Raw genomic sequence first — 23,357 nt, 5'->3', positions numbered from 1 at the left:
TTCTCCTTTTTATGTATAGTGGGTTATTTCTTTCTTTTTCCCTCATAGATATAGGAAGTGCATTACTCTTGAAAGGCGCAAGCGCCCTGGGGGAACGTATATGCTGCGGCCTACACGACGTAGGTTGGTTTAATGTTGGTGCGTGATGCAGCGGCTTTAATCGAACCTCCTTCACCTGATTCCGTAGGAGATAAAGGAAACACGAAAACATGCGTGATTCGATATTGACTTATCGTACGGAGACGAAGGAAGCATACTAGTTGCTGGGCGCTGGATGTAAGCTCCAAAGCTTATACTTTTGCACTTCTTAAAAGGGAGGAACTCGCTTGTCATTATTAGTGCTCATTCATGTGCTATCTGCCATTGTTGGTGTTGGTCCTACGTTTTTTGCGCACGTTCTTGTACATCCTGATCAAACATCTGCTCAATTGCGCGAGTCACTTGCATTAGGCAAAAAGCTTGAGTACTTCCCTAAGATTGGTGGGACCATCGCTGTGGTGTCAGGCTTATTACTCATATGGCTTGGTGATTATGGCTCGTTTATGCAAGTTTGGTTAGTTGGGTCCCTCATTCTCTATATTCTCATTCAAATCATCGTCATAGCTATGGTAACGCCAAAATCAAGAAGAGTACATTATTGGGTCAACTTGGAGGAAAATAAACAGGCAACCGCACTCCCTTTAAAACAAGAACAACTTTTAAAGAGTGTCAACACGTGGTTCTATGTAGCATCAACCTTAGGTGTTCTTCTCTTTATTTTGATGATACTAAAACCATAACAGGAGACCATACAAAAAGGAAGCGTCTGATTTCGCTTCCTTTTTGTGTTTTGTATTAGAAATTATAGAAATGTTTGTTTTTATATAGCTTTATATCCACGTCCAGCTCCAACGCCCAGCAAACTTTCTACTCCTCCTTATGATAAGTTAACATCGAATCGCACCGCTCTCCATGTATCCTTTCGACCTACACGACGTAGGTTGGTTCGATGTTGCTGCGTTATGCAACGGTTTTAATCGAACCTCCTCTAACCTCATGTACAGTTTGTACGTCACTAAACGGGCGCTTCCGCTTTCATTCTACATTTTCGATAAATCCCCGTTTTTAATCCAGCCTCTAGCTTGTAGAGCAAGGACAAGGTGTTTAATACCGACCATATAGGCTGCTTGGCGCATTCCGCTCTTCTTCTCCTCTTTCATTTTATACACGCGCTTGAATGCACCAATCATTTTCTCTTCTAGTTCCCTATTTACTTTTTCTTCTTTCCAGTAATAATTCATTGTATTCTGTACCCATTCAAAATAAGAAACGGTTACTCCACCCGCATTACAAAGGATATCAGGAATAATAAAGACTCCTTTTTCCTCTAAAATATCATTGCCTTCAGGGGTTGACGGTCCATTAGCTGCTTCTGCTACAATTTTTGCTTGAATGGTAGGTGCTGTTTCTTTTGTAATTTGATTTTCAATGGCTGCCGGAATCAGAATATCAACGGGCAAGGCAAACATCTTTTCATTGGAAATAGATTCACATTTTTCATAATCGGCAATAACATTTCCTTCTGCTACAAATTCAGAAAGCTCAGGGATGTTTATTCCATTTTCATTATAAATTCCACCTGATGCATCTGTAATTGCAACAACCTTCACACCACTTTCATGCAGAAAATGTGCCGTAGCGCTCCCAACATTACCGAAGCCTTGTATCGCTGCCGTTGCTTGTGATAAATCTAGGTTAATCGCATTAGCTGCTTCGCGTATCGTAATCACTACACCTCTTCCCGTTGCCTCTAATCTCCCTTGAGATCCTCCAATAATAATTGGTTTACCTGTAATCAAACCAGGGATATTATAGCCATTTAATTTGTCATATTCATCGATCATCCACGCCATGATTTCTGGTGTAGTGTTCATATCAGGGGCTGGAATATCTTTTTTTGGTCCAATAATCGGGGTAATCTTCCGAATATAGCTTCTGCTTAATTCTTCAAGCTCACGCTCATTTAAATCATTTGGATTTACGATGACTCCACCTTTTCCTCCACCTAGTGGCAATTGAATAATAGCGGATTTCATAGACATCCATATGGATAATGCTCGCACCTCATCAATATTAACATCTGGATGAAACCGAATGCCCCCTTTTGTAGGACCTAAGATATCAAGATGCTGGGAACGATAGCCTGTATAGTTCACAATATCCCCGTTATCTTTTCGAATCGGTATTGACACCTCTAACAATCTCATAGGTTTTTTTAGGATTTGATAGATGCTTTCGTCTAACCCTAGCCCACTTACGGATTCTTTTAAAAGTTCTTGTACGATTTCGTATGGATTTTTTCCATGAGTGGAGATATCTGCTTCCACCTTATGCTGTTCTACTGTCATAAGCCATTCCTCCGAGAAAAAAGTTATTACACATAATGTGTGTTTTTTTCTCCCTTCTTATGTAACGGACTACAAGCTTTGCTCATATTTCTTTCAAGCTGTGGGATTCTAAACGTAATGAATGAGAAAAGTGGAAAGGAAGTTAGCGCTATGTCGAAAGCAACTATGAGTATTATTCTTCGTTTAGAAATGATAAAAGAGAAAACCTCATTTGGAGAAATTGCTACGATTGTTAGTAATGCAGGAGGAGATATTGTAGCCATCGATGTCATTAAAGAAGAAAAAAGCACTACCGTTCGTGATATATCCATTAATGTGAATGACGAAACTAAACAACAACGCATCATCCATTCTCTTGAACAATTGCCAGGTGTTACGATTAAGCATACGTCGGACCGTACCTTCCTTATTCACTCAGGTGGAAAAATACATGTTAAGTCCAAAGTAGAAGTAGATAATAGAGAAGAGATGTCGAGAGTCTATACACCAGAGGTTGCAAGAGTATGCGAAGCTATTGATGAAGACCCTGACTTAGCTTACCAATTCACTATCAAAAAGAATAGTGTGGCTGTCATTTCTGACGGAACGGCAGTATTAGGACTTGGAAATATTAAACCCGAAGCTGCTATGCCAGTCATGGAAGGAAAAGCGATGCTATTTAAGCAATTTGCAAATGTAGATGCTTTTCCTATATGTATAGAACCCCAATCTGCCGAGGACACCATCAAATTAATCAAAGCCTTAAGTCCATCATTTGGGGGGATTAATCTAGAGGACATCGCCTCTCCTCAATGTTTTGATATAGAACAGCAATTGAAAAAGGAATTAAATATTCCGGTATTTCATGATGACCAGCATGGTACAGCGATTGTTGCACTTGCAGGCCTATTAAATGCATTAAAGCTTGTCGATAAAAAGATGGAAGAGTGCAAAATCGTTATTTGTGGGATAGGCGCGGCGGGGATTGCCATTACAAATATGGTATTAAAAGCTGGAGGGAAGAATGTAATTGGGGTAGATATTGAAGGAGCTCTCACAAGAAAACAAACCTATAACAATGAGAGCTGGAATTCCATAGCCCAAAAAACGAATCCCCATGATGAAACAGGGGAATTGTATGATGTCATTCATAAAGCAGATGTATTTATTGGTGTCTCCGCTCCAGGTATCTTAACTCAAAACGATGTGAAACAGATGGCAAAAGATCCAATTGTTTTTGCATTAGCCAATCCTCACCCTGAAATTACACCAGACGAAGCGAAACCTTATGCCAAAGTGATGGCAACGGGTCGTTCCGATTATCCGAATCAAGTAAACAACGTGCTATGTTTTCCCGGTATCTTCCGAGGGGCCTTGGACTGTAGGGCTTCCGATATCAACGAAGACATGAAACTAGCCGCAGCAAAAGCCATTGCCTCTACCATCGATACGGAAGAGTTAAATGAAGATTATATTATCCCTAGTGTATTTAATGAAAATATAGTACCAGCAATTCGGGATGCTGTCATAGAGGCTGCCAAATCATCAGGCGTGGCTAGAAAACAATAAAGTTTTTCTTTGTTGAAATGCTATGGTTAACAATCTACAATATAACGTATCTGTTTAATCAAAAGAGATATTTACTATTAGCCAGGAGGTAACTTATGGACGATCAAGAAAAACAACAACAAAAAGAAGCATCAGAAGCTGTCGGACAAAAAGAAATTAAGCATCTAGAATTTTACGGAGGATCGTTCACTTCTACCCTCCCGCTCATTTTCTTTATTATTTGGGCAATAACACTAAGTGTGATGAAGCTTGTTACAGAAGAAGCACTCGTATTAGGTATGGTTATCGGTGTTGCCATAGGTCTTTTCTTCTGTAAATCATTATGGAAGGACTACGCACAAGCACTAGTAGCTGGAATGGCTCAACCCATTGGCGTCATTGCTGTCATTGCCTGGTTTTGGGCTGGTATGTTTGCCAAGCTGTTAGCTGCAGGTGGCTTAGTAGATGGACTGATTTGGTTTGGATTCCAAACTGGTCTAGAAGGCGGTTTAGTTGTAGGACTGACTTTCTTACTCGCAGCTGTATTTTCTACAGCAGTCGGTACAGGATATGGAACCGTTGCGACATTCGGTATTTTAATGTATCCAGCTGGAGTTATTCTCGGGGCTGATCCAGTTGTATTGTTAGCAGCCATTCTTAGTGGTGCTGTTTTTGGTGATAACCTAGCGCCTGTTTCTGATACCACTATTGTTTCAGCAACAACGCAAGAAGCTGATGTACCTGGAGTGGTGAAGTCACGGTTTAAATATTCCATTTCTGCCGCTATCCCAGCTTTATTATTATTCATTGTCTTTGGAGGTGGCGGACAAGGAATTGCGAATCAAGATGCACTCCAACAACTCCAAAGTGAAGTATCACCTACAGGACTTATTATGTTAGTTCCTTTTGTTCTCGTATTGTATCTAGCTTTATCGGGCAGACATTTGTTAACGTCCTTGACCTTAGGCATTGTCGCATCAATTATCGTTATTTTTGCGAAAGGAACCCCACTAACAAAGGTTATTCATATTTATCGTAATGATGCTGGGGAAGCTGCTATTGGAGGGGCACTAATGAATGGGATTGGTGGCTATTTCAATATGGCCATATTAATCTTATTCATACTGGCCGCAGCCCATCTAATGGAAGTTGCTGGTACGATGGAGGCCATTAAGGACTTTTTCATGAAGATTATCAATGGTGTTGTGAAAAGAGCTGAGCTATCGATTTTCAGCATCGTTGCTTTTTTAAATATTTTTATTACGATTAATACAGCCGCTGAAATTACAGCAGGTCCATTCGTCCGTAAATTAGGAAAAGAATTCAATATTCACCCGTACCGACGAGCAAACTTCCTTGATACAGTATCCTCTTCACTCGGATACATATTCCCATGGAGCGGAGGAGTCCTTCTAGCATGGGCAACAATCAAAGGGGCAAAAGAAGATTTCCCTTTCCTTCCAATCGCAGGCCCAACAGAAGTTGTTCCTTATGTATTTCAAGGATGGTTCTTGTTATTGGTCATGCTCATTTCAGCCCTAACAGGTTGGGGGCTACGCTTCACTGGCAAAAATGGAGAAGAAGTAAAACCATCAGATGTGGAGAAATAACAAAAGCGCAAGTGCCCGTTTTAGCGACGTACAAACTGCTGCCCACAGGAAGTGGGTTGGTTCGATGTTGCTGCGTGATGCAGCGGTCTTAATCGAACCTCCTCTAAATACTTTTGAGATAAAGGAAACACAGAGAGCGCAAGCGATCCGATGTGGACTTATTGTAAGGAGGTTACTAGTCGCTGGGCGCTGGGGCTGGATGTGGCAAAAGCGCAAGTGCCCGTTTAGCGACGAAAAAACTGGCAACTGGCGGCTCCGTATGAGATAAAGGAAACACGAAGAGCGGTAACGATTGGATGTTGACTTATCGTAAGGAGGAGGTGCAGGAAGTTTACTAATCGCTGGGCGCTGGAGCTGGACGTGGCCTCTATAACGTATAAAGTAATACACAAACATTTTTATAAATTCCTATACTAAAATAAAAAGTGCTGACCCTCAGGGTCAGCACTTTCTTTATGAATTATAGTGGTTACCTTAACTCCCCGCCTCTGGTAAACTTTGGAGTACTTCAACAAAAGGGAGAAAATAAAATGCCTCAAACAGTAATCTTTGATATGGATGGAACACTATTTCAAATCGAGAAAATTCTAGAACAATCCCTTGATGACACGTTTCATTATTTACGGTTACTAGAAAAATGGGATGCGGAAACCCCAATTAATACATACCGTAATATCATGGGGGTGCCTTTGCCAAAAGTATGGGAAACCTTGTTACCTCATCATTCCCAAGATATAAGAGAACAAGATATGGTTAATGAGGATTTACGTGAGCTAGATACCATAGATCTACCAGAACAGATTAGAGTATTGAAATAACATAAAATGAATAACTCAAATTCATACAGGCTTAAGACCCTGAGGATGTAGCCTCAAGAGTATTTACGTTATAAGATTATTTGTTTCCATACAAACAAATACCACAGTTACCAAGGACTGTGGTATTTTATATAATTTATCCTTTCATTACTTTTAATACAATCTTAATGGAGTTAGACTTTCTTCCACACCATTCCTTGTAAGATTAAAGAACAATTCATTTATCCACATCTACTAGGTTGAATCGTTGCTACATTTAGAAAAATGCATTTATTCACACAATTATCCACAGATACTTCAACCACTGCTGTATTCACAACTTTTCAGCTTTTGTAAACAGGTTATACACAAAGTTATCCACATATTCACAAACTGACTTCCTTATATGGTAGAAGAACCAATGTTCGCTACCATATATATAGAACGCTCCCCACAATATTCACAGGCTGTGGATAAACTTTTTTCTTCATCAACTGGTTCTAATCTAGGAAATGTTTCATATTCATCTACAACAACATCCATTGCCTTGTCCACATGCTCCTGACAAACATACAGTTTCATTTCAATCACTCCTTTTTTAGCTATGATTAGTGCTTTATTTACCTATTCTATATTTATCTATCCGCATAATAAAAAGCAGAGGTATATACCTCTGCTTTTATTCTAATAACTTTGTGAAGCTAATTCCATAGTTGTTTCTTTCTTTTCACCTTTGCGATAGAATGTAATACTCATTTTCTCGCCGACCTTCTTTTTCTCATAAAGATGTTTTCTGAGATCCACGATATTGGTTACTTTTGTATCATCAAGCTTAGTGATGACATCATATTGTTCCAATCCCGCTTGATCTGCTGGAGATGTTGGTTCAATTCCTTTGATAAATACTCCAGCCTCCACTTCTTCTGGTAGTTCTAGTGTGCTTCTCCATTGGTTGCTCGTTAATTCAGATAAAGAATACGCTTCAATACCCATATATGGACGAGTGACCTCACCATCATTTTCAAGGTTATCGATGATTGGTTTAGCCAAATCAATAGGAATGGCAAATCCAATGCCTTCTACAGCTGATTTAGCGATTTTCATGGAATTAATCCCGATAAGTTGTCCTTTAATATTGATTAAAGCACCGCCACTATTACCAGGATTAATAGCTGCATCGGTTTGAATAACCTCTGCTTGCCAATCCATTCGACCATCTCCATTAAGATCTTGAGGAATAGCCCGTTGCTTCCCACTAATAATGCCTTTCGTAACAGAACCAGCAAACATTAGTCCTAGTGGGTTTCCTATCGCCAATGCTGATTCGCCCACTTTCACATTAGAGGAGTCTCCTAGAGATATGGCTTTGTTTACTTTCGATCCGTCAACCTTCAAGACAGCTAAATCCGTATATGGATCGCTTCCAAGTTTCGTCGCTTCAATTCTTGAACCATCAATGAGAGCTATTTCTATTGCTGATGCTCCTTGCACAACGTGATGATTGGTTACGACATAGGCACTACCTTTTTCTTTTTTATAGATCACACCAGAACCCGTTCCTGTTTGAGATCCTTCTTGCTGTGAAAAGAAATCAGAACTACTACTTTGTATGTTTACGACGCCAACAACTGTTTCTTGAACATCCTGCACGACTTCTGTTACTTGCGTAGTGACATCTACGTTAACATTTTGAGGAGTTGAGGTACCTTCATCCGCTTGTACATTCTGGCCCTCATCCCCTTGAGGCTCTTCGTTGTTTTGAATGCTAACGTCATACGGCAAAATATTCGATTGAATTAATGCTGGTAAAGCTAAGATAATAAGTACTGAGCCGAGTATAAGCCCTACAACCGTCGGTGCAATCCAACCAGGACGCTTATGTCGATTTCTAGAAGATGCGTGATCGTCATAATATCCCATTGATTCCCTCACCAATCCTTTCTATTCTTCAATCCAGTCGCTATTAACAGAAAAGGGTTCTCTCCTTACTGAATTATATTGACTGTTACCTCGAATAGATCGAACTAAAACATCTTAAGGCGTATAGATGGGTGTAGCTGAAGTTGGGTCTGTGTCATATAAATGAATCGATTCCCCAATCGGTACACCTCTATCCTTTAACATATTCTGTACAGACATTCTAGCCAGATCTTTCATGTTATTATCTTGACTTAAATGGGCTAAATAAATACGCTTTGTATCATTTCCAATAATATCTGTAAGGGCAATTGCACAATCCTCATTGGAGACATGACCTTTATCTCCTAAAATTCTACGTTTGATGTTCCATGGGTATCGGCCCATACGAAGCATTTCAACGTCATGATTGGATTCAAAAATAAATGCATCCGCATTTTCCACAGTCTTCTTAATACGTTCAGAAACATAGCCTAAGTCCGTTACTAGGGCTACTTTTTTGCCTCCATTTCTAAACACAAAAAACATCGGCTCAGCAGCGTCATGAGATACCCCAAATGATTCAATATCCAAATCTCCAAATGTTTGTACCGAGGACATCGGGAAATCAAATTTCTGATCCAATGAAACCTTCCCTATATAGCCCTCCATAGCCCTCCACGTTTTTTCATTTGCATAAATCGGCAAATGATATCTGCGTGCCATGATTCCAAGGCCTTTTATGTGATCGCTGTGTTCATGTGTGACTAAGATGCCATCTAGCTCATTAGGATCGATTTGTACCTCTGATAGCAGTCGTTCCATTTGTTTACCTGATAAGCCCGCATCCACTAACAACTTTTGATTTTCCGTACCTACATAAAAGGCATTTCCTGTACTTCCTGATGCTAACACGCTAAAATGCAAACTCATTTCACTCTCCACTCCAACTTATTGATTCTATCTGCTCAGATATCTTATTAATCGTTTCATTTACAAATTGACTTTCATCGGTGGAAATCAATTGACCTTCCACACCATTTACAAAGTGATTACGTTTTTCATTTACGTTGATTTTCCATGTCGGAGAAAATACCTGAACTCCATTGGCAAGTGGCACGAGCGTATGATAACCAAGATTCATAGCGTTAACCCGATCACCACTATATAGCTGATTTTGTGTATATAGTGTTTCCACTGCATGAATTGGTTTAATTAATTCCTGTGCTTCACCTGTCGAATGAATGTTGTCCAGCATGGTTTGAGCGTAACTAATCAATTCATTGTCTTCGTTTAGGAACGCGATAATAATGGCATTCTCATTAAAATAAATCGGCTTCTCTTTATAATTTTGGAAAAATAACAACGTACGTGATTTCTCATTCCAACTCCAAAACGTGTAACGATCCCCATATAACACTTGATTTTTCACTTTACTTGCAAGGTCTTGTTCAGGAGCTTCTAAATCAATTGGAATCGGTTCTTTGAAAGTAGAGATAAGAATATCACCATTAAAGACCTCATATTCTTGATTCTCTAATTTTTCCTTTTGTTCCTCTTGCTCTTGAAGTGAAAAGGTATGCCTCTTTGCAGAAATATAAGCTTGCTTTACATTTTCCTTAGGCAAGTCACCGAGCGTAATATCCTCCGCTTCAAGCTGCTCTTCAATAGTGGAATCATCTAGTAAACCATACTCCGATTGTTTTTGTTTCTGCATGAACTGTTGAGCTAAAAAGATATCTAAGATTAGGAAGCAAATAATAAACAACGTTTTAATCTGTCCCCATTGCATTATTGAACGCCTCCTTGATCATTGAATCCTTCCTCACTCAACGGCTTCCAGTCTCCTCCGACTGTTTTAATATACCAGACGGGTTTTAGTGTCAAAACGAGGGAGACTTTATTGGTTTCCTCCATTTTATATCCAATTGCAATGTCCTCTATGAGAAGGGGAAATTGGTTCATCGATTTATTCAAATAATCGAGCACATCCGATCCTGAAGCAAGGGTGACTTGTTGAGACTCGCTTTCGATCAGTGTCGCAAATTGAACCATTGCTCGATTGTAGGCATAGAGTTCTTGCTCTGCCCATGTCTGTTGAATCAGGCTCAGGTTATTGTCATCAAACACCGGATAGCCTTTCTTAAAGATTCGATAATCTATCGTACTGCCACTATCGTTAATGTTAAATAGCTTGTAATTATCCGTCCATCCATTATGGTCATTAACAAAATCAAGGCTCTGTTTTAGAACTTCCTGACGCGGAAGGGAGTCTATATTTGATATGGATGGATTTACAAAGCGCATATATTTTTGGTCTTGATTAATACGTAACTGCCTAGTGGAATCCGTATAATACGATTGACCAAATGTTGAAGAGTTGGGCCGAACCATATTCGGGTCATTAAATAACACATTGATTAATGGAGATACGCTAATAGGTGTAGTCGTATACGTGTAAACGGGTAACGTCACTTCTCCCTCAGGGATATAAATAGGATTGTCCCGTTTCTCATCAATGGTTAAATAATCGACATGGTCATAGGAATTCACTAAATATTGATCCAAAGATTTATACACATCGAAATTTCGTCGAATGACAGCTCGTATCACTTGATCTTCTCCATCTGTTACAAAGTAAACAGAGGTGGAAGACTGGTTATTTGATATCTCGATAAACATACGATTCACATTATATTCAGGAAGCTCCTCTTCCTCATTGATGGATAAGGTGTTAGCTAACACGTTTAATGGAACAGCAGTCGGAAAAATCACCTCAACTTTCGATTCCCGTTCCAATTGATTACTCGATAACGTTTCAAAGTCTGTCATAGGCCATGTGCGCATTTCCTCGAATAAATCTAGTGAGGCAGTTCTGGATGAAAGAGAGAAAGTACGATTGTTTTCATGGAAAATCAGCTGCTTCGGCTCCACAATCTCTTTCATCGTTTTCTGTTGACCATTAATCTTCGTTGCAGCATCTATAAAATTTTCATCACCAAGCTCGTCTAAATTAGGCTGATAGTTCCAAATAGCGACAGTCAGTAGCAGACTCGTAGCGATGAGCGAACTTAACACTATTGTTTTAATATGTTCCACCGTCATTCGTCATCCCTCCGCTGGTCATTCATGAGCGGTAATGTGAACAGAATGGTCGTGCCTTCTCCTTCTTTACTTTCTGCCCAAATATTCCCTTCATGTGCTTCAATCATTTCCCTGGAAATCGCTAATCCTAAGCCTGTCCCTCCTAATTTTCTGGAACGAGCCTTATCTACCCGATAGAAGCGCTCAAAGATTTTTTCGGTGTTTTCTTTCGGAATCCCCATACCTTCATCCGAGATCTTGATATAAAGCTTTTGCTGAGTGGGTTTTACCTCGGCCGTAAACGTAATGGTGCCACCCTCTGGCGAATATTTAATGGCATTTGAGATGATATTATCCATTACTTGTGTCATCTTATCTTTATCTGCCCATACCCAAACATCTTCATCTGGCAAGTTTCTTACAAACTGAATATGGTCTTCTTTATTGAATTCAAATCGATCAATAATATGTTTAAAAAACTTATTAAAATAAACTTGTTCCTTATTCAGGCGGTAATCCTTGTTATCCATTTTAGATAACTGTAATAAATCATTCACTAAACGAATCATTCTTTCTGTTTCGTTCTGCGTTACATCTAAGAAACGTGGGGCAATCTCTTTATCTTCCCACGCGCCATCTGTGAGTGCTTCTAAATAACTTCTCATGGTAGTTAAAGGTGTTCTTAATTCGTGAGAAACGTTAGCAACAAATTCGCGTCGTTCACGTTCCAGTTTTTCTTGTTCTGTTACGTCACTTAATACAGTAATAAAACCATTCATTTCTTCGTTTTCATATTGAACCATCGAAAAGCTAGCTTTTAACAGCAATTGTTGATCGCCTTCACTAAAGTCAATAATGATAGACCCTGTATCCTGAATTTCAGAGATATCGTCTAAGCGATCATGGATGTGTAGCACATCTAATAAGGATTGACCTTGTACTTTTTCAAAGCTCTTTCCTATTAGGCGAGATGCCGGCTCATTCATAAGAATAATTGTCCCACGATGATCAGTAGCGATAACACCTTCTGTCATGTTGGCGAGAACGGAGCTTAACTTACGCCGCTCCCCTTCTGTTGTGGCTTGAGAAAGCTTTAATTTGTCATTCAGTTCGTTAAAAGACATGGCTAATTGACCAATCTCGTCTCTGCCATAGACATTAACTTTTTGAGAGAAGTCACCAGTCCCCATTATTTTAGCTTGCTTTCTCATTTCAGTAATTGGCTTTGTGATTGTTCTCGCTATCACGATACCTAATAAAGCTGAAATGGATATTCCCAGGAACGTTCCATTCGCAAAAATTTGGTTGATATCTTGAAGCTGTTCATACACTCCCTCAAGAGTAGCTTCTAGATAGATGACTCCGACTATGTTTTCTTTTTGCTCTAGATTGTTTTGTTGGAAGATTGGAAACGTCATTACAAGCGTACGGTCGCCTGTGTCTTTGTTAAACACAACATTTTCGTCTGCACGACCGATCAACAACGTTCGATTCACACGTGCCTGTGTTGATCGTTTTCCTACTATACTCTGGTCTAGAGGATTATTCGTCCCGATTACACGACTTTTATTATTGATGACTTGTAGCTCTGTAATTTCCTCAGGAAAATTTAACTCTGATAAAATCGATTGAATATCCTCTTGTAGCGTAGGACCGTCTTCTTTTCGTTCCTTAGCAAAAGCCTGCTCCAGTTGATAGTTTAAATACTGAGTGTTTTTCACAATCGATTCTTTGAAATTACTAAACAACTGTTCTTCAAGCTGCTGAGAAAAATAAGCTCCTATGATCTGAATGGGAAACAGGAGCAATAAGATTATCGTAATAATAAGTTTTAAACGTATGGACTGAAAGAATCCAACCTTCTTCATAAAAATTACTCCTGTTCAGGATTCCTTAAATAATAGCCGACTCCTCTTCTTGTAACAATCCACATCGGCGTACTTGGGTTCTCCTCAATTTTTTCACGAAGTCTTCTAACCGTAACGTCCACGGTACGTACATCTCCGTAGTAATCATATCCCCATACGGTTTCTAAAAGATGTTCCCTTGTCATAACCTGTCCAATACTTCTTGCTAAATAATGAAGCAATTCAAACTCACGGTGTGTTAGTTCAATCTGCTCACCGTCTCTTGTTACGGTGTAAGCATCTGGATGGATGACAAGCTTTCCAATCCTGATATCATTACTAGCTTTTGATTGGTCTTCAGGCTCATTTTGATGCCTTCTCAAATTTGCTTTCACTCGAGCGATAAGCTCACGGTTATTAAACGGTTTGGTGACATAATCATCTGCCCCAAGTTCCAAACCTAGCACCTTATCAATTTCTGAATCTTTAGCGGTCAGCATAATTATCGGCATATTGTGGTTTTTACGAATTTCACGGCATACTTCCATGCCATCCTTATTCGGAAGCATAATGTCTAGAAGGATAAGATCTGGTTGCTCCTGATAAGCAAGCTCGATTGCTTCATCTCCATCATAGGCACAAACAACTTGATATCCTTCTTTTTCCAAGTTAAATTTTAATATATCTGCTATAGGTTTTTCATCATCTACGACTAAAATTTTAAAATTCATTAAGATCCCTCTCTCTATTAAGGACTTTTTCATTGTAATGCGGAAACCATATTACTAATACTCTATTCTAACGTATTTTACGATAAATGTCTTTTTCCTACCTATCACTATTCGCTTACCTACTCTATTCTACTATAGCTGCATTCATTAGAAAAATATTACTAACCACCTAGTAATAGATAACTTTAGGTATAAAGAAAGGCGCAAGCACCCAGAGTGCCTTGTTCACCTCCATTAGAGCTAAGCAAACCTTATATTTATGCTTCTTTACTTATAAAGAAAAAGCCTCTAGCAGTTGCTAGAGACTTCTATTATTTACCTACGTATGTTAATGGATTTTGTAAACTTCCATTTTTGTACACTTCAAAATGTAAGTGAGTTCCTGTTGAATGTCCTGTAGAACCCATTACACCGATAGCTTGGCCTTTCCGAACGGTTTGACCCACGTTTACTTTAATAGAAGACATATGAGCATAAATGGTTTTATAGCCATTATTGTGATTGATGACCACTTTATTCCCATACCCACCATCTCTACCAGCTTCAACGACTTCACCATTATCAGATGCTTTTATGGTACGATCACTCACACCTGCAATATCAATACCTTTGTGATGAGATCCCCATCTCCATCCTTGTTTACTAGTGATGACTCCACCAACCGTAGGCCAGACAAAATTTCCAGTTCCACGAGATGGAATTACTTTCGTACCTTTGATAATGATTTTCTTTTGAGATTCTTTCGTAACCGTCTCACTTAACACTTCTTCACGAACAACTTCACCATTTTTTTTGGTAATCTTATATTGGGTTTCTTTCGTTCCATCATGACCTTCTTGCTTTACGTTTTGTTCGCCTTTATACATATCATCTGATTCTTTCACTTCTGTTTCGAACTCTATTGTACTCTCTTCTTTCTGTTCCTCTACAACGATAACATCAAGGTAAGATTGATAATCTGTGACATTTATTTCTTGCCCTACACTTACGACATCATTTTCACTTAAATTATCGTTTAATTCTAAAATATCTTGGGTAGATAAATTGTAGTCACTTGCTATTTCACTTAGCACTTCTCCCTTTTCCACAGTATGGATCTTATCTTGTTTTGTTCCTTTTCGTAGTAAATCTACAAGTTCATCTGTGGTTAGGACTTTTGTCGGCTTAACTTTTTGACTAGAATATGAAACCTTGCCTGAAAGCTTTACGTCTAATATAGTAGAATCCCCATTTTTCAAATCCTTTTCTTTTAGATATGTAGGATCTTCTAGCTTTTTAAGAATGCTTTCAGGTACATATTTAGCTTTTAACTTCTTGATTGCTTCCTCAGCCTCTTGTTGATTTTCGGTATATCCAACAGCCTCGCCATCAACTTCCAATTTAGTAGCATCAACCATTATGGATAGTTCATCATCCAATGAGCTCATAACACCATTATTATCAAACGATGGTCTAAACATTTTTTCAGGTACATAGGAAACGTCTTCTCCAATTGTTAGGTCCAAGTCTTCATACTTTCCTTCAGCTTTTTGTACCTGTTCATTAATATAGGATTTAACTAGCTTTTGATCATCTACAGTTCCGATATGCTCTCCATCGACATAAACATGATACACAGTAGGGATTTGACTTTCAAAATTTTGGGCGTACACGGAGCCCATAGTAATTCCCATTCCCAATAAAGTCGTCAATACTACCTTTTTCCAAAGGGAGCTTTGAGTGGGTTTTCTGGTATCAGCTGATGTGTCTGGACTTTTCTGTTTCTTCATCCACATCCTAATATCCTCCTACCATTTTTACCCTTATAACGTTTATTTTTCTCTCTATCTATATAAAACGATTTTGGTAATTTATTGTCACTTAGATAATCTATCACAATCTTGTTATCAAAATAAATAGGTTTAGATACGATGTAATACACTTGTATTATTGTTTCCAATAAAGAACCAATAATCTATTGTATTTTCTCTTTTTAAGTGTAAATTTTCATTTTATGCAAGCGATACATTACAGTTTATAGGCGAAATTGTTACATTTGTATTACGCCAATTTTTTCCCATTAGGTGCCAATATACCTACTATTTTCCTCTTTATTTGACACTAATTTCCTACAAATATTTCTGTTTTTCATGGTTGTTTGCAATTTCCTTGTTAAGATTTACTTTTAATTTAATCTTTTGTAAACATCTACTATCCAAACTAGATAGCAACTAGTTGAACTAACTCCAATAAAACAAAAAATAGGAATCACCTATGAAGGTGACTCCTATTGGAGATGGCTCGGGACGGAATCGAACCGCCGACACACGGATTTTCAGTCCGTTGCTCTACCGACTGAGCTACCGAGCCAATATAATAGTGATGCCGCTTCCGATTATTGAGAATAAGAAGCTTGTCGAACGTTTCTTGAAAAATGGCGGTCCGGACGGGACTCGAACCCGCGACCTCCTGCGTGACAGGCAGGCATTCTAACCAACTGAACTACCGGACCTTTGTTTATGTATGAGAACAAGTGACCCGTACGGGATTCGAACCCGTGTTACTGCCGTGAAAGGGCAGTGTCTTAACCACTTGACCAACGGGCCAAAATAGAAAATGTTCTATTAAGTGACAGCAATAATAATATTAGCATGTTGTATTACTTTTTACAATAGATTCTTTCAGAAAAACAATTATTCTTTTCAAAAATAGTTTTAGAACAAAAGATCAGGGCGTCCGTCTAGCGATGTATAAGCTATACTAATTATGCTTATAGGAAGTTTGATTAAAACCACTGCATCATGCAGCAACATCGAACCAACCTACGGTCTTGTAGGCCGAAATGAAACAAGGGGAGCGGTAGGGATTCGATATTTACTTATCATAAGGAGAGGAGGAAGTTTGCTAGGCGCTGAAGCTAGACATGTAAGAGCTAAAAGTTTTATAACGTAAAAGACTACCATGTAAGATTAAACACGGTAGTCCTCTTGTTATTCATAAAGTCCTAGGATTGATAAATATCAATCATCACATTGGTTTGGGATCGGTCGGGTCCAACAGAAAAAACTGCAAGTGGAATTCCTGTTAATTCAGATACTCGTTTCACGTAATGTTGAGCATTCTCTGGTAGATCCTCAAATTTACGAACGTTTGTAATATCCTCTGTCCACCCTGGCATTTCTTCATAAACGGGTTCACATTGTGCTAACTCATTCAAATTAGCTGGAAACTCTTCCAGAACCTCACCATTGTACATATAAGCCGTACAGATTTTTAGTGTTTCAATTCCTGTTAGAACATCAATTGAATTTAAGGATAACGCTGTGATGCCACTAACACGGCGTGCATGTCGAACAACTACCGTATCAAACCAACCTACCCGACGCGGGCGACCTGTTGTTGTGCCATATTCACGGCCTACTTCACGTATTTGATTTCCAACCTCACCATGTAGTTCAGTAGGGAATGGGCCATCTCCCACACGGGTCGTGTAGGCTTTAGACACACCCATTACCTGATGAATTTTTGTTGGTCCTACACCTGCACCAACTGTTACGCCTCCAGCCGTTGGGTTTGAAGATGTTACAAAAGGATACGTACCCTGGTCAATATCAAGCATTACTCCCTGGGCTCCTTCAAATAAAACAGGCTTATCAGCATCAATAGCGTCATTTAACACTTTCGATGCATCACAAACATATTTTGCAAGTTGTTGACCATATTGATAGTATTCTTCGAAAATTTCATCAGCAGACATTGCTTCATCATTATATATATGTTTAAAATATAGATTTTTTTCTGCTACATTCTGTTGTAATTTCTCACGGAACGTATCAGCATCTAGTAAATCAGCAATACGAATGCCGACACGAGCTGCTTTATCCATATAAGCAGGGCCAATACCCTTTTTTGTTGTTCCAATCTTTTGTTCACCTTTTTGTGCCTCTTGTAGTTCATCTAATTTGATATGATATGGCAAGATGACTTGAGCACGGTTACTGATGCGCAAGTTATCTGTTGATATATTTCGATCATGTAAGTAGGTAAGCTCTTTTAAAAGTGCTTTGGGATTGATAACCATCCCATTCCCCATCACACATTGCTTATCATCATAAAAAATCCCAGAAGGAATTAAATGTAGTTTATACGTTTCTCCTTCGAACTGGATTGTATGACCGGCATTGTCTCCACCCTGGTAACGAGCCACGACATTAGCCTGTTGTGATAAAAAATCTGTAATCTTACCTTTTCCTTCATCTCCCCATTGCGTTCCAACCACAACTACTGAAGACATATATGGCACCTCCGCCTTTGAAACATTAACATTTTGTTGACAACATTTGTAGCTTATCAGGATGAGGAAAAAAAGTCAATGCGAAACACGAACAATAAATAATAACAAACATTTATCGTTCGATAATAAAACATTCCCAAAACTATTATTCACGTTTTCATAAAAAAAAGACCTGCTATATCCCGTATAACAAGTCTTCCATACAATATAATATTGTTACTAAGCGGGTGGAATATCACTTTCATCATAGCGATGGTCTAAGTCCACGAATTTGTTGTACTCTTTTACAAAGGCAAGCTCAACTGTCCCTACTGGACCGTTACGTTGTTTTGCCAGAATAATTTCAATAATATTCTGTCGTTCTGAATCTTGCTCATAATAGTCATCACGATATAGGAAACCTACAATATCGGCGTCCTGCTCGATACTTCCAGATTCACGGATATCTGACATCATTGGTCGCTTATCCTGACGGCTTTCTACACCACGAGATAGCTGAGAAAGAGCTATCAGTGGAACACTTAGTTCACGTGCTAGTCCTTTTAAAGCTCTGGAAATCTCAGAAACCTCTTGTTGTCTGTTTTCTTTAGAGCTTCCATCACCTTGAATGAGTTGCAAATAGTCGATTAATATCATTCCAAGACCATGCTCTTGCTTCAGTCTGCGACACTTAGACCGAATCTCATTCACTCTAATTCCTGGAGTATCATCAATGAAGATTCCTGCATTAGACAAGCTTCCCATTGCCATGGTCAGCTTTCCCCAGTCCTCTGTTTCTAAATGCCCAGTACGAAGACTTTGGGCATTAATATTACCCTCAGCACAAAGCATACGCATGACGAGTTGCTCTGCTCCCATCTCCAAGGAGAAGATGGCTACGTTTTCACCAGTATGGGTTGCTACGTTTTGAGCAATGTTTAACGCAAATGCCGTTTTCCCCACTGAAGGACGGGCAGCAATGATAATAAGGTCATTTCGTTGGAATCCTGACGTCATACCATCTAGATCCCTAAATCCTGTCGGAACACCTGTTACCTCTTCGTCATGGTGGTGTAATTGTTCGATGTTATCATAAACTTCGATTAAAACGTCTTTAATGTTTTTAAAACGACCAGAGTCCTTACGTTGAGCTACCTCTAAAATCGATTTCTCAGCATCATTTAATACAGTTTCTACTTCACCCTCATCAGAAAACCCGCTAGCCACTATATTCGTGGCTGTTTTGATTAGACGCCTTAGTATAGACTTCTCTTCTACGATCTTTGTGTAATATTCAATATTAGCAGCCGTAGGAACCGAGTTCGCTAAATCACTTAAATAAGAGACTCCACCAATCTCATCCAACGTTTTCATATTTGAAAGTGCCGTTGTGACCGTTACAAGATCAATAGGTTCTCCTTTTTCTGATAAGTTCACCATAGCTTCGTAAATCCGTTGATGACTTGCTCTATAGAAGTCATCAGGCATTAGAACTTCTGTAGCTGTAGCGATTGATTGAGGTTCTAAAAAAATAGCACCGAGCACCGCCTGCTCGGCTTCAATATTATGAGGCGGTGTTCGATCGTTCATAAAGTCGCTCAAGAGCGCTTCCTCCTTTTCCTATTCAGAGGATGGATCTATTATTTTTCTGAAACATGGACTTTTATTGTACCTGTAACATCTTGGTGAAGCTTAACAGGAACATTCGTATAACCAAGCGTACGAATAGGAGAATCCATCTCAATTTTACGTTTGTCAATTTTGATACCGTGGGTCTTATTCAATTCATCTGCAATATGCTTACTTGTAATGGAGCCAAATAGACTTCCTTTGTCTCCTGATTTAGCTTGAAGTTCAACAGTCATATTAGCTAACGTTTCTTTCAGACGCTTTGCTTCGTCTACTTCTTCTTGCTCACGTTCTTCTTCTTTCTTTTTCTTCGCATCTAACGCTTTTAAGTTCCCTTTTGTAGCTTCAACTGCAAGGTTATGCTTTAGTAGATAGTTACGTGCATATCCTTCAGAAACATCCTTCACTTCACCTTTTTTCCCTTTACCTTTAACGTCTTGATTAAAGATTACCTTCATTATTCCGTTCCCCCTTCTAAATAGTCATCTAGAATTTCTTTTAGTTGGTCTCCTGCATCTTCTATAGATGAATCAGATAATTGAGTGGCGGCGTTCGTTAAATGTCCACCACCATTCATGCTTTCCATGATTACCTGGACATTCACATCACCAAGTGAACGTGCACTAATACCGATTCTACCATCTGAGCGTTCCGAAATAACAAAAGAAGCGACGATACCGCTCATTGTAAGCAGTGTATCTGCTGCTTGAGCAATGATAACAGGCCCATATGTTTCACCAGATTCTGCTTTGGAAATGGCAATCCCTTCTCGATACACCTGAGCACGTTCTATGAGACGACTACGCCTTACATAGACATCCAGATCTTCTTTCATGAACTTCTGGACAAGCACGGTATCTGCACCTTTTGAGCGTAAGTAACTTGCCGCATCAAAGGTTCTAGACCCCGTCCGAAGTGTGAAACTCTTTGTATCCACAATAATACCAGCAAGTAATGCCGTTGACTCTAGCATGTTTAACTTAAGTTTCTTTGGTTGATATTCTAACATTTCCGTAACCAATTCAGCAGTAGATGAAGCATATGGCTCCATATATACGAGCGTTGGATCTTCAATGAACTCTTCTGCACGTCTATGGTGATCAATGACAACGACGTGCTCTGTCCGACTTAAAAGCCTTTCTTCAATAACAAGAGAAGGCTTATGCGTATCAACTACGACTAATAACGTATTTTTACTGACGACCTCATGTGCCTCTTCAGGAGAGACAAACCATGAATACAGTTGGTCATTATCTTGGATTTCTTCCATTAGGCGTTGCACACCTGTGTTCATTTCATCAGGATCATATACAACAAAACCATCTTTATCATTCGCTTGAGCTACTTTTAATATGCCAATACAGGCACCAATGGAGTCCATATCTGGATTCTTATGTCCCATAACAAGAACCTTGTCCGCTTCTTGAACCAACTGCTTCAATGCATGTGAGATTACACGTGCACGTACTCTTGTCCGTTTTTCCATTGGATTTGTTTTCCCACCATAGAAGCGAACCTTACCATTTTCATCTTTAATGGCTACTTGGTCTCCCCCACGCCCTAAGGCTAAATCGAGGCTAGATTGAGCTAATTCTCCTAATTCAGGTAAAGATGCTTCTCCGACGCCAATACCAAAGCTTAACGTAAGAGGAACATTTTTATCTGAAATAAGTTCTCTCACTTCGTCTAAAATATCAAATTTGGAACGTTCTAGTTTGGATAGTATTTGTTGGTTCATGACCGCAAAAAATTTATCCTGTGAGGAACGTTTTAAGTAAACACCATTTTCTTGTGACCACTGATTTAATATAGACGTTACCTGAGAATTGATATGACTTTTTGCTGTGTCATCCATAGCTTGGGTAATTTCTTCATAGTTATCTAAAAAGATGATGGCTAATACGGTTCGATCATTTTGATAGAGGCTCTGTATTTCTGTCTGTTTCGTGCGATCAAATAGGTAAAGTAAGCGTTCATTTTTTTTGATGACGGTTTGAAGTTGGTAATTTTCCACAGAAATCCAAACTTCATCTTTTTCTTCTTTAATGTTTGGGATTAATTTATCCGATATTTCATTTAAAGACTCACCTACAAGCGTGTCTTGAGGATAAAATTTATTCATAAATGGATTCGCCCATTCAATCTTAAAATCCTCACTAAATAACACAATGCCAATGGGCATCTCCATCAACGCTTCTTCTCCTACTTTTTTCACTCGGTGAGAGAGGGTCGATATATATTCTTCTGTTTCATTGATTAAATATTGTTCCGTTCGAACACTATAATAGATCGATGCAGCCAAAAATGCGGTCATAACTAAACCGAGCTTCCACTCGAAGTAAAAGATGAGCCCAAGAAATAATACGGAAAGCGTATAAATCACCCATAAGTGACTGCTCAATTTTGGTTTCTTAAAGAAATTCGGCATGACCGTCATCTCCTAAACTAATTATCGATCTTTCTTATTTGAAAGACGCTCTCGTAAAGAAAAGCCTAAATCAATTATACCTAAGATTCGTACAGGATAAAGTAATAAGAATGGTAATATTAGGGTGAGCACTACACCAGTAATCGGAAATGCCTTTGATAATTTCTTTTCATAGGCATAAGCAAACATAAAAGATAGCCCTTGAAGCGTCATAAAAAAGCCAGTAAATGTGTACGCATTTTGTACCGCTTCTTTCCATATCGTGCCTTGTTCGAAATCGAACCACGTTGCGATTACAGCTATTAAGTAATACCATAATAACACTTTCGGTAAAGACAAGCTTCTAATCGGAGGAAAATAAAATGATTCCTTATATAGTTTATTCATCATTTTAAACCCTAGCCAAAGAGTTATAAAGGCTAATCCGACTGCAAATATTCCCATAAAACTCGGTAATAGGACAGTAACTTGAGAGAATTGTTCTTCTAATAACTGCAATTGCTCTTCAGAAACAGAACTACCAACAGACTCCATTACTCGTTTGGAAGTTTGTATCGATTCTTGTATATAACCATCTATTTCTTCTATCCAATTGATATTGAACAACCAAAGAGATAAAACGTAAAACATTAATATACCAATTACATAGCCAACTGCCCCTTGAGCCCATGCTTCATAAGGCGATTTTCTTTGATGGATAGCTAGCCCAACTGCTACACCACCCAATGCAGCTATTGCTGTGAGAGGTAGCGAATAAATAGTAGCTACAAACAAAGATAGGATAACCGCTCCAGCTGAAAAAGCTAACGTAGCCTTCCAACCATAGCGGCTTGCGAATAGTACAAACGGTAGAGGGAGTAAAAACAGCGTAATGATTTCAATTCCAGGTATGAATACCGTTACCATTAAAATCAGTAAATAGATAGCTGTATATAGAACTCCATCTTTTAGTACATTTGATTGTTTCATTGTACACTGCTCTCCTCTTCTAACTCGTACATATCAGTTACGATTTAAAGATACCAAATGGAAACTACCTATTCAATTCTCATCTATAGTAGAAAATAGGTATTTGGTTAAGAATACGTACCATACATACTATTTAACATGATGAAAGAACACGGCTCCATTTTTATATAGGATAGCCTATGTTCTTTCAAGAAACTCTC

General features: G+C 38.8%; 17 protein-coding genes, 3 tRNA genes and 1 pseudogene. 4 read left to right on the top strand and 17 right to left on the bottom strand.

What is annotated here, in order from left to right; genetic code table 11:
* Nucleotides 1-326: 326 nt before the first annotated feature.
* Nucleotides 327-779 (top strand): DUF2269 family protein, encoded by a 453-nt coding sequence (locus GLW08_RS13030; RefSeq protein ID WP_160849089.1) that lies wholly within the window; start codon nt 327-329, stop codon nt 777-779.
* A 300-nt stretch (nt 780-1,079) separates the two neighbouring features.
* Here GLW08_RS13030 and GLW08_RS13025 read toward each other — a convergent pair whose 3' ends face one another.
* Nucleotides 1,080-2,387, bottom strand: coding sequence for a Glu/Leu/Phe/Val family dehydrogenase (locus tag GLW08_RS13025; RefSeq protein WP_160849088.1), 1,308 nt, complete (start codon nt 2,385-2,387; stop codon nt 1,080-1,082).
* 150 nt (nt 2,388-2,537) lie between these two features.
* Between GLW08_RS13025 and GLW08_RS13020 the strand changes: the two genes are divergently transcribed.
* The 3 genes and pseudogenes from GLW08_RS13020 to GLW08_RS13010 all read left to right on the top strand — a co-directional run.
* Complete coding sequence (locus tag GLW08_RS13020) at nt 2,538-3,935, top strand: NAD-dependent malic enzyme (protein WP_237458443.1); 1,398 nt, start codon at nt 2,538-2,540, stop codon at nt 3,933-3,935.
* Between the two features lie 95 nt (nt 3,936-4,030).
* On the top strand, nt 4,031-5,524 hold the full coding sequence (locus GLW08_RS13015) for a Na+/H+ antiporter NhaC family protein (protein WP_160849087.1): 1,494 nt from the start codon (nt 4,031-4,033) through the stop codon (nt 5,522-5,524).
* A 515-nt stretch (nt 5,525-6,039) separates the two neighbouring features.
* Nucleotides 6,040-6,270, top strand: a pseudogene (locus tag GLW08_RS13010) (hypothetical protein); the annotation flags it as partial.
* A gap of 453 nt (nt 6,271-6,723) precedes the next feature.
* Here the strand turns inward: GLW08_RS13010 and GLW08_RS13005 are convergent.
* The 16 genes from GLW08_RS13005 to GLW08_RS12930 all read right to left on the bottom strand — a co-directional run bounded on the left by GLW08_RS13005 (nt 6,724) and on the right by GLW08_RS12930 (nt 23,157).
* Nucleotides 6,724-6,903, bottom strand: coding sequence for a CxxH/CxxC protein (locus GLW08_RS13005; RefSeq protein WP_160849086.1), 180 nt, complete (start codon nt 6,901-6,903; stop codon nt 6,724-6,726).
* Nucleotides 6,904-7,005: 102 nt separating this feature from the next.
* Nucleotides 7,006-8,241, bottom strand: coding sequence for a S1C family serine protease (locus tag GLW08_RS13000; RefSeq protein ID WP_160849085.1), 1,236 nt, complete (start codon nt 8,239-8,241; stop codon nt 7,006-7,008).
* A gap of 114 nt (nt 8,242-8,355) precedes the next feature.
* Nucleotides 8,356-9,150, bottom strand: coding sequence for an MBL fold metallo-hydrolase (locus GLW08_RS12995; protein WP_160849084.1), 795 nt, complete (start codon nt 9,148-9,150; stop codon nt 8,356-8,358).
* 1 nt (nt 9,151) lies between these two features.
* Nucleotides 9,152-10,009, bottom strand: coding sequence for a two-component system regulatory protein YycI (locus GLW08_RS12990; RefSeq protein ID WP_160849083.1), 858 nt, complete (start codon nt 10,007-10,009; stop codon nt 9,152-9,154).
* Nucleotides 10,009-11,322, bottom strand: coding sequence for a YycH family regulatory protein (locus GLW08_RS12985; RefSeq protein WP_160849082.1), 1,314 nt, complete (start codon nt 11,320-11,322; stop codon nt 10,009-10,011). The genes GLW08_RS12990 and GLW08_RS12985 overlap by 1 nt, the downstream gene beginning before the upstream one ends.
* Nucleotides 11,319-13,169 carry a cell wall metabolism sensor histidine kinase WalK gene (walK, locus tag GLW08_RS12980; RefSeq protein WP_160849081.1) on the bottom strand — a complete coding sequence of 617 codons (1,851 nt, stop codon included), beginning with the start codon at nt 13,167-13,169 and terminating at the stop codon, nt 11,319-11,321. Before walK ends, GLW08_RS12985 begins: the two co-directional genes overlap by 4 nt.
* 5 nt (nt 13,170-13,174) lie before the next feature.
* Complete coding sequence (yycF, locus tag GLW08_RS12975; protein WP_160849080.1) at nt 13,175-13,879, bottom strand: response regulator YycF; 705 nt, start codon at nt 13,877-13,879, stop codon at nt 13,175-13,177.
* 311 nt (nt 13,880-14,190) lie between these two features.
* Nucleotides 14,191-15,654, bottom strand: coding sequence for a M23 family metallopeptidase (locus GLW08_RS12970; protein WP_237458441.1), 1,464 nt, complete (start codon nt 15,652-15,654; stop codon nt 14,191-14,193).
* Nucleotides 15,655-16,155: 501 nt separating this feature from the next.
* Nucleotides 16,156-16,228, bottom strand: a tRNA-Phe gene (locus GLW08_RS12965).
* A 65-nt stretch (nt 16,229-16,293) separates the two neighbouring features.
* A tRNA-Asp gene (locus tag GLW08_RS12960) sits at nt 16,294-16,370 on the bottom strand.
* A gap of 22 nt (nt 16,371-16,392) precedes the next feature.
* Nucleotides 16,393-16,464 (bottom strand) — tRNA-Glu (locus tag GLW08_RS12955).
* A 398-nt stretch (nt 16,465-16,862) separates the two neighbouring features.
* A complete protein-coding gene (locus GLW08_RS12950) occupies nt 16,863-18,152 on the bottom strand; it encodes an adenylosuccinate synthase (RefSeq protein WP_160849079.1) in 1,290 nt (429 codons plus the stop codon).
* A gap of 219 nt (nt 18,153-18,371) precedes the next feature.
* Complete coding sequence (dnaB, locus tag GLW08_RS12945) at nt 18,372-19,733, bottom strand: replicative DNA helicase (protein WP_160849078.1); 1,362 nt, start codon at nt 19,731-19,733, stop codon at nt 18,372-18,374.
* Between the two features lie 38 nt (nt 19,734-19,771).
* On the bottom strand, nt 19,772-20,218 hold the full coding sequence (rplI, locus tag GLW08_RS12940) for a 50S ribosomal protein L9 (protein ID WP_160849077.1): 447 nt from the start codon (nt 20,216-20,218) through the stop codon (nt 19,772-19,774).
* On the bottom strand, nt 20,218-22,188 hold the full coding sequence (locus GLW08_RS12935; RefSeq protein WP_160849076.1) for a DHH family phosphoesterase: 1,971 nt from the start codon (nt 22,186-22,188) through the stop codon (nt 20,218-20,220). The genes rplI and GLW08_RS12935 overlap by 1 nt, the downstream gene beginning before the upstream one ends.
* Nucleotides 22,189-22,209: 21 nt before the next feature.
* Entirely contained in the window at nt 22,210-23,157 is a 948-nt protein-coding gene (locus GLW08_RS12930) for a YybS family protein (RefSeq protein WP_160849075.1), read from the bottom strand.
* Nucleotides 23,158-23,357 lie beyond the last annotated feature (200 nt).

This window comes from Pontibacillus yanchengensis, from assembly GCF_009856295.1.
In the GTDB taxonomy this organism is placed as follows: Bacteria; Bacillota; Bacilli; order Bacillales; family BH030062; genus Pontibacillus; species Pontibacillus yanchengensis_A.
Note: the sequence above shows the minus strand (reverse complement) of the source record. Positions and strands in the feature narration are given on the sequence as shown.